This window comes from Paucilactobacillus kaifaensis, from assembly GCF_005405145.1.
In the GTDB taxonomy this organism is placed as follows: Bacteria; Bacillota; Bacilli; order Lactobacillales; family Lactobacillaceae; genus Paucilactobacillus; species Paucilactobacillus kaifaensis.
In genome coordinates this window covers 1-21,790 of record NZ_BJDM01000020.1, presented here as the reverse complement: position 1 = coordinate 21,790, position 21,790 = coordinate 1, and the positions used below count along the sequence as shown (strand labels likewise).

Genomic DNA, 21,790 nt, shown 5'->3' with positions numbered 1-21,790 from the left:
AATGGGAGATTAATACTATGTTGGTTTTTATGCTGGCCTTATTACTAATAATCGCAGTTGTTTTACATTGGAAGATCAATTTAACGAATCCAATGGTTATTTTTTTAGGAACATGGATTTTAGTTTTCATCATTGTATACGAAAATATTTTTGCTAACTTTTATCATTTAAGTTTGAAGACAGTTTTGTTTGTATTGATTTCTATTTTTTTTGTTGTGTTCTTTTTTCGGATTGGCAAGAAATTGGGAATTACTATGAAAATCGTATACTATAATTTGAATAGACTGGCTATTAGTGCAAACATTTTAGGATGTATAGTGATTTTTGCTTTTATAATTACCTGGATAAAATTAGGACCGCCTCCACTTTTGGGGAGTAGCATAGATCGAGCAAATTATTACGTATCAGGAATTGAATTATTGTATCAGATGCTATATGTAGCATTATTTTTGAACCTATTTTTATGGAAAAAGGGTTATAGTAGTGGCTTAGTAATTAATTGGATCCTGATATTCTCTGTGTTTACAGCTTTACGTGGAAATAAAACGGGTATTTTTTTGATAATATTAATGTTTCTATATTTTTTTGGAAAGAAAGTTGATGTTTTCAAAATAGTTTTGCTGTTTCTGGGAATTATCAGCGTGTTTTACTTTGTTTCTTTTATTTATTTAAATAGTGTAGCAAATGAAAACTTATTAAAAGACTTAAAAATGTCAATGACGGGATATCAATTACCAACTCAACTATATGTGTTGTATGATCCGTTGATATATATGGTAAATAATATTTACAATTTGAACGGATTAATTAATCAAAATTTGGGAGGAATTGGTCTGGGATCAATTAGTTTTCCAGGTATTACACAAATTTTTGATATTTTATTTAATCATATTTCCATATTTAAAGATTCGGTTTCGTCACAAATGACAGGTACCCTTCAATTTTTGTCAATAAATACTTTTTCAGGTTTGGGGAAGTTGTATGTGGATTTTGGACTATTTTTGAGTGAAGCGTTTATGTGTGTGATTGGGTTTGTAAGTGGTGTCTATTTCTATAATTTAATGTATGCTAGTCATGATATAAGCATAATACATTATTATATGGGTTTAATTTTGTACGAAACATTGTCGTTAAGCTTTTTTACTTTTTATATGGGCAATATAGAGGTGTTTATTAACTTGATAGTTCTTTTTATTATCCATTTATTTTCTGTTAAGGGAAGGTAGATCATGAATAATACATTTATTATAGTTACTTGGAATAATGAAAAACAAATTCAACAACTTATAGATTCGCTAACTACTTTTGAACCAGACTCTAAAATAATTATATTTGATAATAATTCGTCAGATTCTACTGTGAATATAATTCTTAAAAAATACAAACATGTCAGATTAATTTCTTCAAGAATAAATGTAGGTTTCGCAAGAGCAAACAACATTGCAAGTAGATTAGTGAATACAAAATACTTGACCATAATTAATCCAGATACATATTTAGAAACACCAATATTAGCAAAGTTAATTAAAGGCTTTAGTGATTCGACTGGGATCATGGGGGTTAAATTAATTAATCCAGACGGGACACTGCAACCATCAATTTTTAATTTTCAAAAACCAGTTTCAATTATTATTGAACAATTTCGTTTGGGGAAGCTGTTTCCAAATGCAGTGAAAGACAAACTATCTCCAGAGTTATCTAAGCACGATCATATAAGAAGTGTTGAATGGCTTATGGGGGCATTTCTTTTTATGAAAACTGATTTTTTTAATGAAATTAAAGGTTTTTCGGAAGATTACTTTATATATTCAGAAGATATGGACATTTGTTATAAATCTTATTTAAAAGAGAAAAAAGTAGTTTTTAGACCCGATATTCATATTGTACATGAGGGAGGTATGTCTGAAAAACAGGATATAACAAAAAATAAGAGTTCAAAGTTGTTACGATCCTTTATAATATTTGCTGATAAATATGGATTTACTCAAAATGTAAGAACCTTATATCTTTCATATAGTATCAAAAGAAAAATTATATTTCCGGCTCAACTGTTTAGCAAACGATTGAGAAAAGTTGATAGGAGATATAGGGAAAACTTACAAATTCTAAAGGATAAAAAGTGAAGAAAATGATACCAACTAATTTGATATATACTTGGTTTGGAAGAAAAAAAAAGCCAGAAAGCTTTTACAAATACTTGGAGTCTTGGAAGAAAATGAATCCAGGATTTAATATCATTGAGATAAATGAAAATAATTTTAATGTAAATTTATGCAAATTTACACAAAAGGCTTACTTGAGAGAAAAATGGGCGTTTGTGTCGGACGTTGCAAGACTCTGGGCTGTTAATAAATTTGGAGGAATATATTTAGATGTGGATGTGGAGGTCTTGAAGCCAGTTTCAAAATTATTAGAATATAATCAATTTTGGGCAAAAGAAGATGTTGGTCAAGTTAATAGTGGGTTGATATTTGGATCGGAACCAAACAATCTACACCTGGAAAATATTTTAAGTATTTACAAAGAATTGTCATTTCCAGAGGACGACTTACTGTATAGCGTATCGACTGTTCAAATTATTTCAAAATATTTTCGAAAAATTGGATTATCATATGGAAAAAAGCGTGATTACTTAAGAAATAATGTGGTAGTTTTTGAGCCTAAAATTTTTGCGCCGTTGCACTACTGGGGTGGAGGTAAAATAAAAAAAGAAAGTATGACAGTGCACCATTACGCTGCAAGTTGGATTGAAGGGACGCATGGTAGATTATCAGCTATACTGAGATACTGTATACATGAAATGACTTACAATTTTCCCGTGTTTAGTCTGCTTAATAGAGGATTAACTAAAATTTATAAGAAACATAAAATTAAGGTAGGAAATTAATTTATGAAGATAATGTATTTTTTTATATAGCCTCCCTATTTTTTTCGTTGTGAGTAAGTGAGTCTATATGTATAAATTTTGGAGGTGGGTAGTTTGTTTTACAAAAAATATCATATGTTTGCTATCAGACGCTATTTAAAAAGAAAATTATACCAACGTAAAAATAAAAAATTAGTTAGAAAAAATAAAAATAAAAAAATTTTGGTTGTTTTGCATTTGTTCTATCAGAATAGTTGGATTGAAATTAAGGAATATTTAAAAAATTTAGATAATTATGATTGGCAATTAGTCATAACTTATCCAAAATCACTTGAAAATAAGTTTGATTTCAAGGATATTAGGAAGTTTAAAGCAGATACTAAAATGATTGGTTATGAAAATAAGGGATATGATGTTGCTCCATTTATATTTGCAGTTAAAAGCATGGATTTAGGGAAGTATGATGTTGTTTTTAAAATACAGTCAAAGGGTATTGGCAGAAAAAAAATATTCATTTATAAACAGCTTTTCTTTTACAGAGATTGGTTTCTAAATCTGTTTGAAGGAATTTTAGGTGCCAAAAATATAGATAGAGTTATTGATTGTGTTAGCAGCGATGAGTATGATATGTCTGCTGCCAGCAACTTATTTGTTAGTGATCCTGTTCATAAAAAACACATTGTAAAAGGTAATTTAGAAAAAAGAGACTTAAGCATTGATAAAAAGTATCATTTTGTAGCTGGTACATGTTTTGCTATATCGAGTTCTTTTTTGCAGAAAAATATAAATAGTATTCATGTTGAAATGAAGGAATTCAAAAAAACCCCATCAACAAGAGGAATGTCCCTTGCACACGTTTTAGAGAGATATATTAGCACATGTAATGAAGAAAGATTCTATGGGACAAATGTAATGTCAATTCGTAGATTTTTAAAAAAGCCGTTGGAAAAAATATATTATAATCTGTCAACGGAAAAAAATTTGAAACAATATAATATCAATGACCAATTTTTCTTTTCCGAATTTGATAATAGAATGGGCATTGGAGTTGAAAAAGAGGTTATTTTAGGGAATCTGGGCGTGATTTCAGCTATAACAAATAGATTTCAGCCAATAGAGGAAACTATTCCATATCAATATCTTGAAGGAAATGTGGATCTTTATGAAAAGTATGCCGAGTTTCATAAGAAAAATAATTATCCGTTGATGACTACTGATAGATTTGACAATTTAATTGAATCAGTAAAGATACATGGATATGATTCTAGCTTTCCAATTATTATTCATGAAGGAAATGTAATAATGGATGGGCAACACAGAGCATGTATTGAGGCCTATAATAATGGGCTTGATTTTAAAATGAAAGTACTGCAAGTAACAATGATTAATAAAAGATGGTTGCTAAAAATCATAATTCCAAAATTTATATTAAAAAAATATCATCAAAAAAAATTTGGATATAGTTGAATATAAGAGTAAAGCAAGCAATTCTGTCAGTTGTTTGGAATTAATGTACTACCGAAAGTAGATTAAACATACTTTAGGAAATATAACTTTTATAGATATAAATGTTTTTTGTCTGTATTTAAGTGTAATTAATTTTCTCTGATGGGTGACAATATTTATACCTATCTGCTAGTTTTTCATTTTTGTGATAGATTCACAATCAAGTGCTATTTTGAAGTAGATGTTATAATGCTAGCTTTGTTACTTATAGTCTGAGTTAAACATTGAGAATTACAATGTGTGATAACCTCTACTAATGGAGATGGATAATGAAAGTAAAAAAACTCTTAAAGGATGTTTCGTATACCGTTTTTTCTAATTTGGTATCATTGTTAATTTCAACGGTTCTAGTACTTGTTGTACCAAAGTTTATTGGTGTGGAAGACTATGGATATTGGCAGTTATATCTTTTCTATACAAGCTATGTTGGTATTTTACATTTTGGCTGGTTGGATGGGATTTATCTGCGCTTTGGAGGTAAAAAATATGCAGATTTAAATGAAAAATTATTTTTCTCTCAATTTATAGAGTTTTTGATTTTTCAAATTATTTTGGGGATATGCATAATTTTAGTCAGTTTTTTATCTGGTGATTCTAATAGAGCATATATTTTAGTGATGACTGCTTGTGCTATGATACTTATTAATCTGAGGCAGTTTTGTTTGTATATATTGCAGGATACAGGAAGAATGCAAGAATATGCCATTGCTACAATGGTCGGTAGAATATTATATTTTGTTTCTGTCGTAATACTGCTTCTGTTGCAAGAATCAAATTTTAAGTTATTTATTATTGCAGATATTTTAGGAAGAGTGTTGTCTCTAGCCTATGCTCTATATTCATGTAAAAAAATAATTTTTAGAAAATTATGTGATTTCTATTTTACTTTTGGAGAAATATGGGTAAATCTTTCAATTGGAATTAAATTATTATTAGCTAATTTTGCTGGTACATTAATAATTGGTGTGGTGCGTTATGGGATTCAGAAATTTTGGAGTGTACAGGTTTTTGGTAAGATATCACTTACCTTGAATATTTCAAATTTACTAATGACTTTTATTAGTGCTGTAGGGGTTGTACTATATCCAACTTTAAGAAGAACGAATAAAGAGAAACTTAGAAACGTTTATTCTGCAATCCGTGAAATACTCTTGAATGCTCTTTTCTGGGGTTTATTAATTTATTATCCTATCAGCATTATACTGCCAATTTGGCTTCCGAAATATAATGATAGTTTGATTTATATGTCATTACTTTTTCCGATGTGCATTTATAGTGGTAAGTTCTCGTTATTGATAAGTACGTTTATGAAAACATATAGATTTGAAAAAGATTTATTAGTAGTTAATCTTATATCCGTCCTTTTTAGTGTTATTCTAACTATACTTAATGTAATTGTAATAAAAAGATTACCGGTTTTAATGTGTTCAATTATAGTTATTTTGTGGGTACAAAGTAGTTTAGGAGAATATATTTTGGGTAAGAAATTGAAACTTAGATCTTTTCATAAGATATGGGCAGAAACAATTGTTGTAATAATTTTTATGTCGTCAAGCTGGTATTTAGGCACTTTTCAAAGTATGACGGTTTACATGATAACTATTGTGATATACACGATTTTTAATAAAAATAGTTTGAAAAGAGGAATTTCTTACTTTCACTAAAATATAATATATTGAAGGACGGAGCGTAAAGGATGAAAGGCATAATATTAGCAGGTGGATCAGGCACACGCTTGTATCCAATTACAGAGGCAATTTCAAAACAATTAGTACCAGTATACGATAAACCGATGATCTATTATCCGCTATCCACCATGATGCTCGCAGGGATCAAGGATATTCTGTTAATTTCCACACCGCGTGATATTTCTCGGTTTGAGGATTTATTAGGTGATGGATCACTGTTAGGCATTAACATTGAGTATAAGGTTCAAGCTGCACCTAATGGTTTAGCAGAGGCTTTTATTGTTGGTGCTGACTTTATTGGTGAGGATTCTGTTTGCCTAATTTTAGGTGATAATATCTATTATGGTAGTGGTTTATCTGAAATGGTACAACGGTCAGCACAAAAGCAAACTGGCGCAACGGTGTTTGGATATCAAGTTAACGATCCAGAACGTTTTGGGGTGGTTGAGTTTGACGCAGACCACCATGTTAAATCAATCGAAGAAAAGCCGGCAAATCCTGCTAGTAATTATGCAGTTACTGGAATGTACTTCTATGATAACCGTGTCGTTGAAATTGCACAAAATCTGGCACCGTCTCCTCGTGGAGAACTGGAAATTACGGATGTTAATAAAGCTTATTTAGCTAAGGGACAACTAGATGTTGAACTGCTGGGCCGTGGCTATGCCTGGCTTGATACGGGTACGCATGAATCATTACATGAAGCTGCCGGTTTTATTGAGACAGTACAAAAAAGACAAAACCTAAAAATTGCTTGTATTGAAGAAGTAGCCTATCGTATGGGCTACATCGATCGCGAACAGTTAATCGAATTGGCACAGCCATTAAAGAAGAATGATTACGGTCAGTATATTTTACGATTAGCAGAGGAGAAGGCATAAATTTATGGGTAAATTATTAGTTAAGGAAACTAAGTTACAAGATGTTAAGTTAATTACACCAACGGTGTTTGGTGATAATCGCGGCTTTTTCACCGAAACTTATTCCGATCAAGATTTTAAAGCGGCGGGAATTGATTTTGATTTTGTGCAAGATAATCAGTCGCTATCTACCCAGGCTGGGGTATTGCGTGGACTTCACTTTCAACGTGGACAAGCAGCCCAAACTAAGCTTATTCGTGTTGTTACCGGTGCAGTTCTTGATGTAATTGTGGATGTTCGAGCGGGCTCGCCAACATACAATCAGTGGGAAGGCTATATTCTTTCAGCCAGTAATCATCGCCAACTGTTGGTGCCTCGAGGTTATGCGCATGGCTTTGTAACCTTAACGGATAACGTTAACTTTCTCTATAAATGTGACAATTATTATGATGCCGCTGCTGATGGTGGAATTTCATTTAAGACGCCTGAGCTAAACATTGATTGGCCAATTGACTTTGATAAGGCCATTACGTCTGAAAAGGATGCTGCACAACCAACATTGACGGAATTTGAAAAAGATAACCCGTTTGTTTACGGCGAAATTTAAGGAGTGAATCAGTCATGAAAAATATTATTGTGACCGGTGGAGCGGGCTTTATTGGATCTAACTTTGTCCACTATGTGGTTAATTATCACCCGGAAGTGAAGATTACGGTACTCGATAAACTAACCTATGCTGGTAATCGAGCAAATTTAGCAGGTTTACCTAGTGATCGAGTTAAGTTAGTGGTTGGCGATATTTGTGATAAAAAATTGGTAGATGAATTAGTTAGTCAAACTGATGCTGTGGTTCACTATGCCGCGGAAAGTCATAATGATAACTCATTGGAAAACCCAGATCCCTTTATCCAAACTAATATTGTGGGTACGACCGTGTTAATTAATGCCTGTCGGAAGTATGATGTCCGTTATCATCATATTTCTACTGATGAAGTTTATGGTGATTTACCCTTACGTGAGGATTTACCTGGTCACGGTGAAGGAGTTGGTGAGAAGTTTACGCCTGATTCACCATATCGACCAAGCAGTCCGTATTCGTCTTCAAAAGCAAGTTCAGATTTACTAGTACGAGCTTGGGTGCGCTCATTTGGGTTAAAGGCAACTATTTCTAATTGTTCCAATAATTACGGTCCTTATCAACATATCGAGAAATTTATTCCGCGCCAAATTACCAACATTTTAAGTGGTATTCGGCCTAAGCTGTATGGAAGTGGTAAAAACGTTCGTGATTGGATTCATACGAATGACCACTCACGGGCAGTTTGGCAGATCTTGACCGAAGGTAAATTAGGTGAAACCTATTTAATTGGTGCAGACGGTGAAAAAAATAATAAAGAAGTGCTGGAATTAATTTTAGAGTTGATGGGTCAACCTAAGGATGCCTATGACCAAGTTAAGGATCGTCCCGGTCATGATTTACGCTATGCCATTGACGCAACTAAGTTGCGCGAAGAATTAGGTTGGCAGCCAGAATTTACTGACTTTCGGACTGGCTTACAACACACGATTGATTGGTATACGAACCATGAAGATTGGTGGCAGGCAGAAAAACAGGCTGTTGAGGCCAAGTACGCTAAGCATGGTCAATAAAGCGTTGTGTTTAATTAGCTGAAATTAGGGTAAAAAGGTTGTGTCATCAATGTCACACCTTTTTTTATTATAAGGAGCAATAAAAATGCAATATTTAATTACAGGCGCAAAAGGCCAACTGGGCACCGAACTAACTAATCTGTTAACTAACAGTAAGGCTAACTTTGTGGCTTATGATTCAAGTGAACTGGATATTACAAATCGTGAATTGGTAGCTGCTAAGGTAAACGAAGTCCAGCCACAAGTAATTTTTCATTGTGCGGCTTATACAGCAGTGGACAAGGCTGAAGATGAGGGGAAAGAAATTAATTGGCGAGTTAATGTGGATGGCACGAGAAACATCGCAAAAGCTGCTAAGAATGTGGGAGCAACAGTGGTCTATATAAGTACCGATTATGTTTTTGATGGTCAAAAAGAAACTGAATATCAAGTTGATGACCCCACTAATCCATTAAACGAGTACGGTAAGGCAAAATTGGCTGGTGAACAGGCAATCCAGCAAGCTATGACTGATTACTATATTATTCGGACTTCATGGGTTTTCGGTGAATTTGGCAAAAACTTTGTGTACACCATGCTAAACTTGGCTAAAACGCACGATCAATTGACAGTGGTTAATGATCAAACTGGACGACCAACTTGGACTAGAACCCTGGCTGAATTTATGGTTTACTTAATTGATCATCAATGTGAATTTGGCGTTTATCAGCTTTCAAATGACAACTCGGCTACTTGGTATGAATTTGCTTCAGAAATATTAAAAAACCAAGCGGTAAAAGTTAGTCCTGTGACATCAGCGCAATTCCCCCAAAAGGCTACACGACCACAACATTCGATAATGAGTCTTGATAAAGTAAAGCAGACTGGTTTTGCAATTCCAACGTGGCAAGAATCATTAAGTGACTTTTTGCAGGTAGTTAATGATTAGTTGCCACACTAGCTTAGAGTTGGCTATCAATTGATCTAATATAATTATTAACTTAATGATAATTATTGTAGTTTGTTGTAAACTATTCTTATAATTAAATTACTTCGAGGTGCCTTATGGTTTTATATTTAGTATTTCTAGCAATTTTATCGCTTGTTTTTTTACTAATGATTTTTACGCATTACCGTAAGACTGTTCGTACAGGTCGTCCTGAGAACCTTGCCTTTGTACGAATTATTGTTAGCTGGGTCTTGTTATTAACTTTTTTCGGTAGTACAGGGACAGCTATCTATGCAGCTACACATAAGCAAACGGCGGAGCCAAAAGATGATACTAGCAAGGCTGTGAAACAAACTAGTGAAAGTACATCTAAGAAATTAGCGGCAGTTGGGGTTGAATTTACACCCAAAGATCCAGTTTTGAAGAATGGTAAAGTCGAAGTCACTTTTAAGGTTTCGCCACAAACTAAGTTACAAGTTTTGGGCCATTATTCCAAGAAGAACTACAAGAGTTTTGATGCGAATGATAGTTACAAAACAGAAACGTTTAAGCATGCGTTTACTGCTGAAGGCGAATACGATATTGTTGCACAGCGGGGTAGTAAAAAGGTGGTTAAACATCTAACCGTTACTGAGAATGCAGTTACTAGTAGTAGTGACTCATCGAGTTCAAGTTCTGTTCAGGCAAGTAGTAGTTCAGCGGTGGTATCAAGCAGCCAGAGAAGCTACAGCTCACCGAGTGCTTCTAGAAACTACACTGGTTCGACATATTCTGGTGGCGGTACTTCTAATTCCGGTAATAATGCCGGATCGCAGGCGGCAAGTAGTTCTGAAACTGGAACTGTTATTACAAATGAATATTCTGAGGGTCAATAGCCCTAGTTGATCCCACTATTAATGTGGGATTTTTTACTCATGATCCAAAACGGAGGATAAGTAAATGCTAATTTTTCTCATTGTCGTGGCAATTATCAGTGCGGTTGCACTAATAACACTCTTCATAAAATTTGTTGGTTTAGCACGATCTGGTAAAGCAGTCGCACATATGAAAGTATGGGTAACAACTAGCTGGGTTTGTCTGATTGTATTGGTTGGCAGTATTGGCGGTGCTATTTTTACAGCTACTCAGATACATTCGGCAGAATCTGATAAAACTAAAATAGTGCAACATAAAAAAATAGCTGACAAAAAGACGGCTCAAGCACCAAAACTCAGTTTTAGTCCGTCTGAACCAATTATTTATGTACAAAGCGTACCGGTTAAATTCACGCTTTCGGCAAATACCAAGTTTAAAATTGTCGGCTACTATTCTAAAATCACCTACAAAGAGTTTTCAGCAACTGGCAAAAGTCGAACGGTTGCCTTTGATTTTGATGAAGCGGGTTATTATGAACTAGTTGCTACTCGTGGCTCTAAGAAATTAGTTAAGCATATTACGATTACTAAGCCAGCAGAAGCTAGTTCATCTTCCAACACCCAATCGACTGGAGATTAATCTTTATTAATTACATTTTATTGATCAGTTAAATGATCCTGTTCATAAATATTTTCTTAAGCCCTGTATAATTAGGGCTTTTTTATTTTTTTTGGTAATATAATGTTAACAATAGTGTTGGCCTAGTCCAACAGACAAAATTAATGATACTGGAGTCAATCAGCATCTTGAATAGGAGATCAACTATGAAAATTTTGATTGTCGATGATGATAAAGAAATTGTTCAATTACTAGAAATATACGTTAAAAACGAGGGTTACGAACCAGTGACGGCTTTTGACGGTCGAGAGGCATTGACAAAGTTAAATACTAATCCAGATATTTCATTAATCATTTTGGATATTATGATGCCTGAAATGGATGGAATTGAAGTGGTTAAGCAAGTTCGTAAAGATTCACAGATTCCAATCTTGATTCTGTCAGCGAAAACGGCTGATATGGATAAGATCCAAGGACTAATTACTGGTGCGGATGATTATGTTACCAAACCATTTAACCCGCTTGAAGTAATGGCACGGGTTAAATCATTGCTGCGTCGGAGTCAAAATGATGTTACCAATAATGCACCGGATGTATTGGATATTGGACCATTAACGATTAACAAAGATTCACATGAAGTTAAAACAATTAGTGGTGACACAATTTCATTGACTGCACTGGAATTTGGTATTTTGTATCTTCTAGCTAGCCATCCGAACCGCGTGTTTTCAGCTGATGATATTTTCGAACGTGTCTGGCAACAAGAAAGTATCGTCTCAGCTAAAACAGTTATGGTCCATGTGAGTCATTTAAGAGATAAAATTGAAGAAGCCACTAACGGTGAAAAGGTGATTGAAACTGTTTGGGGCGTAGGTTACAAGATTGAGTCACATTAAAAAAGAGTGTGAAGCAAAGCGTTTAGTCACCGTGGTATAAGCAAAAAATGACGTAATACGCGGGTTAAGCGGATTACGTCATTCTTTGCTTATACAGTAGGTGACTGCTTTGCGGAACACGTTTAGTCAATGCTTATACAATAGGTGACTGTTTTGCGGAACACGTTTAGTCAATAAGAATATAAGTTCCAGCAACTAAAACTGTGCATCAACATCAGATCATTTATCTCAAATAATATGATTGAAAAAATAAGATTCATTTTTTTGTTTTTAATATGTTTAACCGTGCTGCTCTTGCGGTAAAATAGTAATTAAATATAAAGCAATTCAAACATAGGGAGCACCACATGAAACTAAAAGCGCGCGAAAAAAGTTCATTATTTTTCGAGGGGATCATTACTGTGATCCTCTTATTACTGTTGAATCTTTCCGTTGTGGTTCTGGCGGAAGAAGCAATTCGCAATAATCCAGGACTTGAGAACGGAATCTTTATCATTAAACAGTCATTAGTGGTGGGACCATATCACACCCAAATCTGGAGTTATCAACGTTGGCTGGTAGCGTTTATGATTTTGATCGATATTTGGGTCGTTTATTGGCGCTTAATGCGTCGGTACCGACAATATCAGTTACATCACATCATCGATGAACTTCACTATATTGCTCAGGGACACTTTGATCATCGGATCCCATTCAAGCTCAAAGGTGACCAGCAACACGTTGTGACCAGCGTTAATTCGTTGGTTGATAGTGCCATCCAGTCGATGGACGATGAGCGCAAGATTGAGCAGTCTAAAGATGAACTGATCACCAATGTCAGTCACGACTTAAGAACACCTCTAACCTCTATTATTGGCTATTTAGGCCTGATTGAGGATAAACAGTACCATAATGATGAAGATCTGCTTAAATACACGCACACGGCCTATGAAAAGGCCAAACAGATGAAGGCATTAGTTGAGGATCTGTTTGAGTACACCAAGGTCCGCCAGACCGAAGCACCCGTTAATATTATTAACGTTAACTTGGATCAAATGTTAGAACAATTGGCGGCCAGTTTTGAACTGGAAGCCAGCAAAAAAGACATCAAGATGCTTTCTAATACCAAACCAGCCAATCTCATGATTGAGGCCGATGCCGAAAAATTGGGCCGGGTGTTCAGCAACTTGATTGCTAATGGCCTAAAATACGGCCAAGGGGCTAGCTATATCAAATTAGAGGCGCGGCAAAAGGATGATTATGTCATTGTGCGGGTATCAAACGACGGGGCACCAATTCCACAAAAATCACTAGATCACTTATTTGAGCGGTTTTATCGTGTGGAAGAATCACGTTCGAAAGCCACCGGTGGAACTGGCTTAGGGCTTGCCATTGTCCAAAGTATTGTTGATTTGCACCATGGGAAGGTGCACGCTGAGTCTAACGATCAAGAAACTAGTTTCATCGTTGAACTGCCCGTTCAGCGACCGGATACACATAAGGAGAAAGAATGAAAATACTCAAAAAATTAATCATTAGTTTGTTAACAGCTATTTTATTATTCAACCTCGGCGGAATGGCAACTAGTGTGCAAGCAGCGGAGAAGGTTGATGCCGGTGCTGCTTTGGTCATGGATGCCAACACCGGCCAAATTATCTATCAAAAAAATGCTAAGAAAGTCCTGCCTATTGCTTCCATTTCAAAATTATTGACGGTGGCAGTGATTGAAAATGAAATTGATCAAAACAAGCTAAGCTGGAACAGCAAAGTTAAAATTAATAAAGCACTAGCCAAGCTATCAGTCAGTTCAGAACTTTCAAACGTCGAATTAAAGCAGGGAGCTTCATATACTGTTAAAGAATTAGTGCATGCTTCGTTGATTAGTTCTGCTGATGCGGCCACGTTGGCGTTGACTAAAGCTACAGGCGATACAACAGCCAGCTTTAACAAAAAAATGCAAGCTATGGCGCGTAAAATCGGTGTTACGGATGCTAAAATTTATAATGCAGTGGGCTTGAAAAACAGTGACTTAGAGTCCTTAAAGCTTAAAAATGTTGCCGGTAAGGCTGAAAATGAAATGTCAGCCAATGACGTCGCCAAAATTGCACAGTATATTGTGAAAAATGATAGTGATTTGTTGCAAATCACCAAAATTAAAACAGAAACGTTTAAGACTACTTCGACAGCCTCAACTGTGATGGATAGCCTTAACCAGATGTTACCTGGCAACACATTTGAACCAAAAACGGTTAAGATGGATGGATTAAAGACAGGAACCTCTGATGCTGCGGGGCAGTCATTTGTCGGTACGGGAACTTATAAGGGCCATCGATTAATTACCGTTGTGCTCCACGCAAATGGCGGGAGTGAACCACGATATTCTCAAACTGAAATCTTATTACGAATCGTCGTTAACGGTTACAAACCAGTAACCTTGAAGAAAAATAGTACCATAGCACAAACCAAAACAGTTACTGTTCCCAATGCTAAGCAAACTAAGGCTGCTGTACGGGTCGCCAAAGACACCACTGTGTGGGTTGCTAACGAGACTTCATTGAATTCATGGAAGCAAACATTTAAGGCCAAAACTAGTTTGCAGGATAAGAATCATAAATTAGCAGCGCCGGTTAAAGCTGGTCAAAACATTGGTAGTCTGCAATTAACCAAGGATGGTGTTGCTAGTTTGACTGGTAAATCAGTCAATGTACCACTGAAGGCACATGCTGATATTGATAAGGCAAATATCTTTGTTCGGCTGTATCGGTCAGTATTTTAACAAGCTTATTGCAGTAAAGGGATATTGAGAACTCCGAGTTCACATTTTATAAGAGAGATGGGAATTGAGACATGTTAAGTTTAAAGATGGCGCAGCCAAGTGATCTACCCTTTATTGTGACCACGTATAACCAAACGATTCCAAGTCATATGGTCACCGCTGATTTAGCGCCAGTGAGTGTGGCCGATCGTAAAACGTGGTTTGCCCAACACGATGACAACTATCCACTTTGGTTATTAATGCAAGGTGATCAGCCAGCCGGCTGGGTGAGCTTATCGCACTACAATGATCGGGCGGCTTACGATGCAACGGTTGAAATCAGTATTTATATTGATGAGCATTTTCGTCATCAAGGGATTGGGACACAGGCAATTAAGTTAGTCGAACTAGAGGCGAAACAGCGTGGATTAAAGGTAATTGTTTCTCGAATTTTTGGACATAATCCGGGTAGTATTCACTTGTTTGAAAAAATGGGGTATGAACACTGGGGGCACCTGCCACAAGTGGCTGTATTAGTTGGCCAACAAGCTGATTTAGAGGTTTATGGCAAGCATTTGGCCTAAATCGACGAACCTAATCGTACGGTGGGTATTCATTCATTCAAAAACATGGTAGAATAATATCGCACTGTTTAAATATAAATTTGAATTAATTGTAAATGACGCTAATCACAGATAGTTTCATTGGGGGAACGTTCTTGAAACGAGAAGAACCAAACTGGCTGGCAGTATTGAAAATTTCAATGCCGTTGTGCCTCAGTTATATTCCAATCGGTCTAGCGTGTGGGATCCTACTCCACGCGGCTGGCTTCAATTTCTTTATGACGTTGTTAGTTTCTGTCGTTGTTTTTTCTGGTGGTGCTCAGTTTTTGATTGCATCACTACTCACGATTAACGCGCCCATTATTTCAGTCGTAATTACGCTGTTTTTTTTGGAATTGCGTTATGCGTTACTAGGGTCAAGCTTGTCACGTTACTTAAAGGGACAATCACAACATTTTATCTGGCTGTTTTCAGTTTCGTTGAATGATGAAAACTATGCCGTTAACTACCTTAAGTTTGCGACTGATAAGACCTGGACGCCACGACAAGCATTGATGGTTGAACATTATTCACTGTTATCTTGGTCTGTATCTAATCTGATTGGTAGTTTGATCGGTAGTGCGCTCACGATTGACCTAGAGATCGTTGATTTTGCGTTGACGGCCTTATTCTTATACATGATTGTGATGCAAATTCGTAACCGACTGACGCTATTGATTAGTTTATTGTCAGGAGTGTTGGCCATTGCATTTATGGTGTGGACTAAGAGTACGCTTGGCCTGGTGCTATCTACGTTGGTGGCATCGTTCATTGGTTTCATGATTGAAGCCAGAATCCGTAAAAGCAAGGCTAATATTAGTGAGCACTGGTTATTTCGTAAGGTTCGTGGCCCGGCTGCGACTCGTAAAACCATTGAAGATAAGAGCACCGAAAGTTAGCGGAGGATGAGATGGAAAATATTTTGTCGAACATACCGGTTCTAGCTGGAACAGTGGTTAACAAGATGGACAGTTGGGATCACTTAGTCTTAATTATTTTAGCAGCCATCGCCGCTTTCATTCCGCGTTATCTGCCAATGTTATTTTTTTCCAAGCGTGAGATCCCAGAATGGTTCAATGAATGGATGAAGTATGTACCTGTTAGTTTATTTACGGCGCTCGTCGTAAAGGGGATCTTCATCACCACGGCTGGTTATCACTTTGTTCCGCTTGGACATGTGAACCAAATTATTGCGGCTATAATTGTAATTGTGATTACGTATATGACTCGGTCCATGGCACTTTCAGTTATTTCTGGATTAATCGCCGTGTTTGTGCTTACCGTATTTTTGTAAAAATTCAGCATAAAATCAAAAACATCACTTACTAAATTCGTTTTAGAATTTAATAAGTGATGTTTTTTGTTTGGATCTTTTTACTTATTTGCGTACATGTAATCGCGAGTGGCTGGTAATACTCGGCCAGAAGGTCCTTTAGTCATCAAAAATTGAATGACATCAATATTACCTGATTGGAACGAAGCGGCACAGGCTTGCAGATACATATCCCACATACGAGTGAACCGAGTTCCCATCATCTGTTCTACTTCAGCACGTTTAGCATTGAAGTTGTCGTCCCAAATTTCAAGGGTGCGTTGATAGTGGCGACGCAGTGGTTCCATGTCGAAAATTTGCATGCCAGCATCAACAATATGACCAACATTTTCCGTTAAACCAGGCACATAACCACCTGGGAAAATATATTTGTTAATCCAGCCGTTGTAAGCTCCACCTTGTTGACGTGTAATTCCATGAATCAAGGCTACACCGTCATCTTTAAGGTAACGGTTAACATCTTGGAAATAAATGCCTAGATTTTCTTTACCTACGTGTTCAAACATTCCCACGGAAGTAATGTAGTCCCACTGTTCTTTGCCTAACTCACGGTAGTCTTCCAATCGGACTTCTGCAACGCCTTCAAGGCCCTTTTCGTGAATTCTACTTTGAACTAAATCAAATTGCTCTTGGCTTAGCGTAACACCAGTAACCTTTAAACCATATTTTTCAGCCGCTGTCAGCATTAATGTTCCCCAACCACAACCAATATCGAGTAACGTCTTACCTGGTTTAGGATTAAGTTTTTTTAAAATGTGATCAACTTTGTCTAGCTGAGCCTGTTTTAAGTCATCGTGGTTACCATTAGTGAAGTAAGCACATGAGTATGTTAATGTGTCATCCAACCACAACTTATAAAAGTCGTTACCAATATCATAATGATCTTGGACGTCGGATTTACTACTCTTTTCAGAGTGACTTTGTTTTGGCAAAAACTTGATGAATTTTGAGTTATGGAAGAAGCTATCTGCATTCTCATAAGCGGATTCAATTAATTCTTGAATATTGCCGTCAATATCGATCTTACCATCCATATAAGCTTCCCCAAGGGCGATCGAAGCATTGCGAGTAATTTCTTTAATCGGAATTGCTTCGCGGAAAGTTATCGTCGTTTTCGGTTGGCCATCACCATACACATCCGAGGTGCCATCCCAGTAGTTGACTTTGACAGGGATGTTGAATGTTTTACTTAAAAATGATTTATAAAATGTTTTTTCCAGCATACGACAAAAATCCTTTCTAATAATAAATTAACGAGGATCATTATACGCTTCGACTGGCGGACAAATCAATTAGTTTGGTTGATTAATGAGATAACGATTAATGTTATAATGCCAGTGAGAGAAATTGAGGAGGAGTTTAAATTGATTAACGCCTGGCATAGATTTATTGAAAACGTTAAGTTACGCCGCTTTTGCGTGTTGGCTTTGGTTATTTTTGTTTTATGGTTAGCCCGCTCGATGGCAAGCATTTTACTATTAACGTTTATTTTTACCTTTTTAATCACCCATTTAGTTCGATTTATTCATCGATTTATTCGCATTCCGTCAATTATTATCGTTGTAGTGACGTACGCAATCGTGATTGCGGGACTTTACTTTGGCATCACCAATTATCTGCCTAAATTAGTGATCCAGGTTGGTAAGATGATTACTTCAGTAATTGATTTTTACCAAAATCCTGATAGCAATACGAATGAATTATTTAAATTTGTGAACAGTTATATCAGCACATCGAGTATTATGGAACAGCTACGCAAAGGGGTCAGCTTAGCGTTTACGTATATTACTAGTATTGGGTCCATGGGTGCGACGTTTGTATTGTCTCTGATACTGAGTTTCTTTTATACTAGTGAGCTAAAGCAAATGCACTCATTTTCAAAGTTGTTTTTAGACAGCGATTTTGGCTGGTTCTTTCAGGACTTAGCATTCTTTGGTCGCAAGTTCGTGAATACATTTGGGGTCGTTTTAGAAGCACAGTTCTTCATTGCGATTTGCAACACTGCCATTACGAGTGTAATTTTGATTTTTATGGGAATGCCCCAAATTATGGCGCTGGCAATTATGATTTTTATTTTGAGTCTCATTCCAGTGGCGGGGGTCATCATCTCGTGTATTCCATTAAGTATTATTGGTTATTCAATTGGTGGAGTTCGCGATGTAATTTATATTTTAGTCATGATTACGATTGTACACGTGATAGAAGCATATGTGCTGAATCCAAAATTCATGTCCAGTCGGACTGAGCTACCAGTTTTTTACACGTTTGTGGTGTTGTTAGTGAGTGAGCACTTATTTGGTGTTTGGGGCTTGATTGTAGGTGTACCAATCTTTACATTCTTGTTGGATATTTTGGGGGTAAAGTCGATTCGTGGGCCACGGCGCAAGTTACCACGGCCACATTCAGACATAAAACCGGAAAATTAATAGAAACTACTTTAGATTTTCACTGTTTCAGAGTAAAATGAAAAGGATAATAAGAAAGAAAGAGGTCATCGAAAACAATGGCAAAACTTGTATTAATTCGTCACGGACAAAGTGAATGGAACTTATCTAACCAATTTACTGGTTGGGTCGATGTTGATTTGAGCGAAGAAGGCGTTAAGCAGGCTAAGGGTGCTGGTCAATCAATCAAAAAAGCAGGCATCGAATTTGACTATGCTTATACTTCAGTATTAACGCGCGCTATCAAAACATTGCACTATGCGTTAGAAGAATCTGACCAACTTTGGGTCCCAGAAACAAAGACATGGCGTTTAAATGAACGTCATTACGGTGCTTTGCAAGGTCAAAACAAAGCAGAAGCTGCTAAAAAATGGGGCGATGACCAAGTTCACACATGGCGTCGTTCATACGACGTATTGCCTCCATTGCTGGATGCAAATGACAAAGGATCAGCTGCACAAGATCGTCGTTACGCTAATTTGGATCCTCGTTTGATCCCTGGCGGCGAAAACTTGAAGGTTACTTTGGAACGCGTTATGCCTCTATGGGAAGACGAAATCGCTCCTAAGTTGCTTGATGGTAAGAACATCATCATTGCAGCCCATGGTAACTCACTACGTGCCTTGAGCAAGTACATCGAACAAATCTCAGATGAAGACATCATCGGCTTGGAAATGGCTACTGGTCAACCAGTTGTGTATGACTTTGATGAGAAGTTGAATGTGCTTGGTAAGGAAAAATATTAAAATTTGAGCATATGAGAAACTACCTCTTTTGGGTAGTTTTTTTGTGAAATTTTGTATATTTTTGCCAAATTATGCTGGTAAAAAAGCTGTAAATAAAAACAGACATTCTCGACTATGAGAATGTCTGTTTTTATTACGCATGTTTCAATTTTGATGCTGCAATTTTTTTACCAAACTCGGTTTCATCGAAATGATCAATTATCTGTTTTAAATCTTCATGATTAAGGCTGGCACCAAATAACGGGCTACCTGGTTCAGTCATGATTCCATCAACTAAATCATAGTGAACTTCTTGATCAAAACCCATCGAATCCACAAAAGCTGCCACTTCGTCCACTGCTTCATGGTTGTTTCCTGTGACAAATAAAGCTTTACGTTTAGGGTCACCTTTTGGCCGAGCTTCTTCTTGCAAGTTGTGATAACCCATGTGGTTAAAAGTTTTAACTAGCGTAACACCATTGAAGTAAGCTTGAACTTGCTCACTTGAAGTGGAGTCTGGATCCAAAACTTCTTCCCGGATTCCGTCAGTTTCCCACCAATAGTTGGTCGCGTCAATGACGAGTTTGTTTTTCAACAATGAGGCGTCAATGTTTTTATAACGACTGAGCGGAATCGCCAATAAGATAATATCGCTGTTTTCGACAACTTCTTTATTTTCAGCCGCAATTGCACCTGGAACTAATGTCTTGATCGTTAAAGCAATCTTTTCTACTGATCCAGACCCAGAAATACGAACTTCATAACCAGCCTTTAAGGCTAAACCAGCCAGGACAATGCCAACTTTCCCGGCACCTAAAATACCAACTCGTTTAATTGCCATTATTTTGCGGCCTCCTTGTCAGTCAGGATCTCTTTTACTCGTGGAATAACTTTTGTTGCATATAGTTCAATCATACGTTCGCGTTGGGCCGCTGTTTGGTTTCCGGCACCATAAACTAAGTCGAAACGACCCAATCCTAGTAGATCAATTGTGCGGGCGATTCGTTGAGCCACATGTTCAGGATTACCAACATAAAATGATCCTACTTGAGTTTCACCGTCAAATTGTTCACGACTCATTGGGGCCCAGCCACGTGTTAAACCAATGCGGTCAAAGTTAGCTTTGATATTCTTGAAGGCTACTTCGATCGCTTCATCCTCGTCGTCGGCGATGAAGCCGTGGGAGTGAACGGCGAGGGGATGCTCAGGCATATTCAACTTTTTAGCGGCCTGATGATACAGTTCGATATATGGTACAAAACGGTCAGCTTGACCACCAATAATGGCCAGGATAACTTTATAACCATAGCGGGCTGCACGAATGATTGACTCAGGAGAGCCACCGATTCCAATGTAAGTTTCTAACTCGCCTTTTTCAGTTTTGGGGTAAACTTCTTGGTTCTTCAATGCGGGACGGAACTTACCGGACCAAGTAACAGCCTTTTCAGTGCGTAAATGATCATATAGATCTAGTTTTTCGTTAAAGAGATCATCGTAGTCTTTTAAATCATAACCGAATAATGGGAATGATTCAGTAAAAGAACCACGTCCAAGCATTACTTGAGCACGGCCATTAGATAAACCATCAAGAGTAGCGAAACGCTCGTAGACACGAACTGGATCATCAGAGCTCAAAACAGTTACAGCTGTTGCCAGTTTGATATTCTTAGTTACTGAAGCAATGGCAGCTAAAACTGTTTCGGGACTAGAAACACTGTAGTCCGGCCGGTGATGTTCACCAACTCCAATGACATCCAGACCGTATTGGTCCGCAATTTCACCTTCATGAATAATTTGTCGAATTGATTCTGCGCCTGTTTTTAATGTACCGTCTTCATTAGCAACGATGTCACCAAATGTTTCGATACCGAATTCTAATTTATTTACGTCTACCATAATTTAATTGCCTCCATCCATTAGCTTACTTTTTGTAAGTAATTAGTGCATGGAAAGAGAATAATATATTTTGATCAATAAAGCAAGCAAAAACTTTATTGCTATATTACAACCTGATTTATTCACAAAGATATGCAAAATACCCATCAAAAACATGCATCACGCGTTTGATGGGTATTTTGTATTTTC

22 protein-coding genes are annotated in these 21,790 nt (G+C 36.7%); 19 read left to right on the top strand and 3 right to left on the bottom strand.

Translation table 11 applies throughout. The features are described from left to right. Positions 1–17 precede the first annotated feature (17 nt). The 17 genes from FFM51_RS07580 (at position 18) to FFM51_RS07500 (ending at position 16,497) form a co-directional block, all read left to right on the top strand. Positions 18–1,226 carry an O-antigen polymerase gene (locus FFM51_RS07580; RefSeq protein WP_137598038.1) on the top strand — a complete coding sequence of 403 codons (1,209 nt, stop codon included), beginning with the start codon at positions 18–20 and terminating at the stop codon, positions 1,224–1,226. A 3-nt stretch (positions 1,227–1,229) separates the two neighbouring features. Continuing rightward, positions 1,230–2,123, top strand: a complete 894-nt coding sequence (locus FFM51_RS07575) for a glycosyltransferase family 2 protein (protein WP_137598037.1) — start codon at positions 1,230–1,232, stop codon at positions 2,121–2,123. Positions 2,124–2,128: 5 nt separating this feature from the next. Next, positions 2,129–2,887 carry a glycosyltransferase family 32 protein gene (locus FFM51_RS07570; RefSeq protein WP_223875914.1) on the top strand — a complete coding sequence of 253 codons (759 nt, stop codon included), beginning with the start codon at positions 2,129–2,131 and terminating at the stop codon, positions 2,885–2,887. Between the two features lie 93 nt (positions 2,888–2,980). Then, positions 2,981–4,333, top strand: a complete 1,353-nt coding sequence (locus FFM51_RS07565) for a rhamnan synthesis F family protein (protein ID WP_137598035.1) — start codon at positions 2,981–2,983, stop codon at positions 4,331–4,333. A gap of 308 nt (positions 4,334–4,641) precedes the next feature. Beyond that, positions 4,642–6,036, top strand: coding sequence for an MATE family efflux transporter (locus FFM51_RS07560; RefSeq protein ID WP_137598034.1), 1,395 nt, complete (start codon positions 4,642–4,644; stop codon positions 6,034–6,036). Between the two features lie 32 nt (positions 6,037–6,068). Next, the gene (gene rfbA, locus FFM51_RS07555; RefSeq protein ID WP_137598033.1) at positions 6,069–6,941 is read left to right on the top strand and encodes a glucose-1-phosphate thymidylyltransferase RfbA; all 873 of its coding nucleotides are present in this window, start codon (positions 6,069–6,071) and stop codon (positions 6,939–6,941) included. Positions 6,942–6,945: 4 nt separating this feature from the next. Further along, entirely contained in the window at positions 6,946–7,527 is a 582-nt protein-coding gene (gene rfbC, locus FFM51_RS07550; protein ID WP_137598032.1) for a dTDP-4-dehydrorhamnose 3,5-epimerase, read from the top strand. A 14-nt stretch (positions 7,528–7,541) separates the two neighbouring features. Then, positions 7,542–8,570: a dTDP-glucose 4,6-dehydratase gene (rfbB, locus tag FFM51_RS07545; RefSeq protein WP_137598031.1), complete on the top strand. Its 1,029-nt coding sequence runs from the start codon at positions 7,542–7,544 to the stop codon at positions 8,568–8,570. An 85-nt stretch (positions 8,571–8,655) separates the two neighbouring features. Next, positions 8,656–9,498 carry a dTDP-4-dehydrorhamnose reductase gene (gene rfbD / locus FFM51_RS07540; protein WP_137598030.1) on the top strand — a complete coding sequence of 281 codons (843 nt, stop codon included), beginning with the start codon at positions 8,656–8,658 and terminating at the stop codon, positions 9,496–9,498. Between the two features lie 116 nt (positions 9,499–9,614). After that, a complete protein-coding gene (locus tag FFM51_RS07535; RefSeq protein ID WP_137598029.1) occupies positions 9,615–10,373 on the top strand; it encodes a hypothetical protein in 759 nt (252 codons plus the stop codon). Positions 10,374–10,437: 64 nt separating this feature from the next. Further along, a complete protein-coding gene (locus FFM51_RS07530) occupies positions 10,438–10,992 on the top strand; it encodes a hypothetical protein (RefSeq protein WP_137598028.1) in 555 nt (184 codons plus the stop codon). A gap of 185 nt (positions 10,993–11,177) precedes the next feature. Next, positions 11,178–11,867, top strand: a complete 690-nt coding sequence (gene croR / locus FFM51_RS07525; RefSeq protein WP_137598027.1) for a response regulator transcription factor CroR — start codon at positions 11,178–11,180, stop codon at positions 11,865–11,867. A 347-nt stretch (positions 11,868–12,214) separates the two neighbouring features. Further along, the gene (locus FFM51_RS07520; RefSeq protein ID WP_137598026.1) at positions 12,215–13,360 is read left to right on the top strand and encodes a sensor histidine kinase; all 1,146 of its coding nucleotides are present in this window, start codon (positions 12,215–12,217) and stop codon (positions 13,358–13,360) included. Next, positions 13,357–14,622: a D-alanyl-D-alanine carboxypeptidase family protein gene (locus FFM51_RS07515; protein ID WP_137598025.1), complete on the top strand. Its 1,266-nt coding sequence runs from the start codon at positions 13,357–13,359 to the stop codon at positions 14,620–14,622. The genes FFM51_RS07520 and FFM51_RS07515 overlap by 4 nt, the downstream gene beginning before the upstream one ends. 71 nt (positions 14,623–14,693) lie before the next feature. Continuing rightward, a complete protein-coding gene (locus FFM51_RS07510; protein ID WP_137598024.1) occupies positions 14,694–15,185 on the top strand; it encodes a GNAT family N-acetyltransferase in 492 nt (163 codons plus the stop codon). Positions 15,186–15,280: 95 nt separating this feature from the next. Continuing rightward, positions 15,281–16,102 (top strand): AzlC family ABC transporter permease, encoded by an 822-nt coding sequence (locus FFM51_RS07505; protein ID WP_137598023.1) that lies wholly within the window; start codon positions 15,281–15,283, stop codon positions 16,100–16,102. A 65-nt stretch (positions 16,103–16,167) separates the two neighbouring features. Beyond that, positions 16,168–16,497, top strand: a complete 330-nt coding sequence (locus FFM51_RS07500) for an AzlD domain-containing protein (protein ID WP_223875913.1) — start codon at positions 16,168–16,170, stop codon at positions 16,495–16,497. 80 nt (positions 16,498–16,577) lie between these two features. Here the strand turns inward: FFM51_RS07500 and FFM51_RS07495 are convergent, their stop codons facing one another. After that, entirely contained in the window at positions 16,578–17,759 is a 1,182-nt protein-coding gene (locus tag FFM51_RS07495; protein ID WP_137598021.1) for an SAM-dependent methyltransferase, read from the bottom strand. A 141-nt stretch (positions 17,760–17,900) separates the two neighbouring features. On the opposite strand from FFM51_RS07495, the gene FFM51_RS07490 reads away from it, so the two are divergent. Then, complete coding sequence (locus FFM51_RS07490; protein WP_137598020.1) at positions 17,901–18,962, top strand: AI-2E family transporter; 1,062 nt, start codon at positions 17,901–17,903, stop codon at positions 18,960–18,962. 77 nt (positions 18,963–19,039) lie between these two features. Beyond that, entirely contained in the window at positions 19,040–19,726 is a 687-nt protein-coding gene (locus FFM51_RS07485; RefSeq protein ID WP_137598019.1) for a 2,3-diphosphoglycerate-dependent phosphoglycerate mutase, read from the top strand. 133 nt (positions 19,727–19,859) lie between these two features. Here the strand turns inward: FFM51_RS07485 and FFM51_RS07480 are convergent, their stop codons facing one another. Both FFM51_RS07480 and FFM51_RS07475 read right to left on the bottom strand, forming a co-directional pair. After that, complete coding sequence (locus tag FFM51_RS07480) at positions 19,860–20,549, bottom strand: NADPH-dependent F420 reductase (protein ID WP_137598018.1); 690 nt, start codon at positions 20,547–20,549, stop codon at positions 19,860–19,862. Then, positions 20,546–21,601 carry an LLM class flavin-dependent oxidoreductase gene (locus FFM51_RS07475; protein WP_137598017.1) on the bottom strand — a complete coding sequence of 352 codons (1,056 nt, stop codon included), beginning with the start codon at positions 21,599–21,601 and terminating at the stop codon, positions 20,546–20,548. Before FFM51_RS07475 ends, FFM51_RS07480 begins: the two co-directional genes overlap by 4 nt. Positions 21,602–21,790 lie beyond the last annotated feature (189 nt).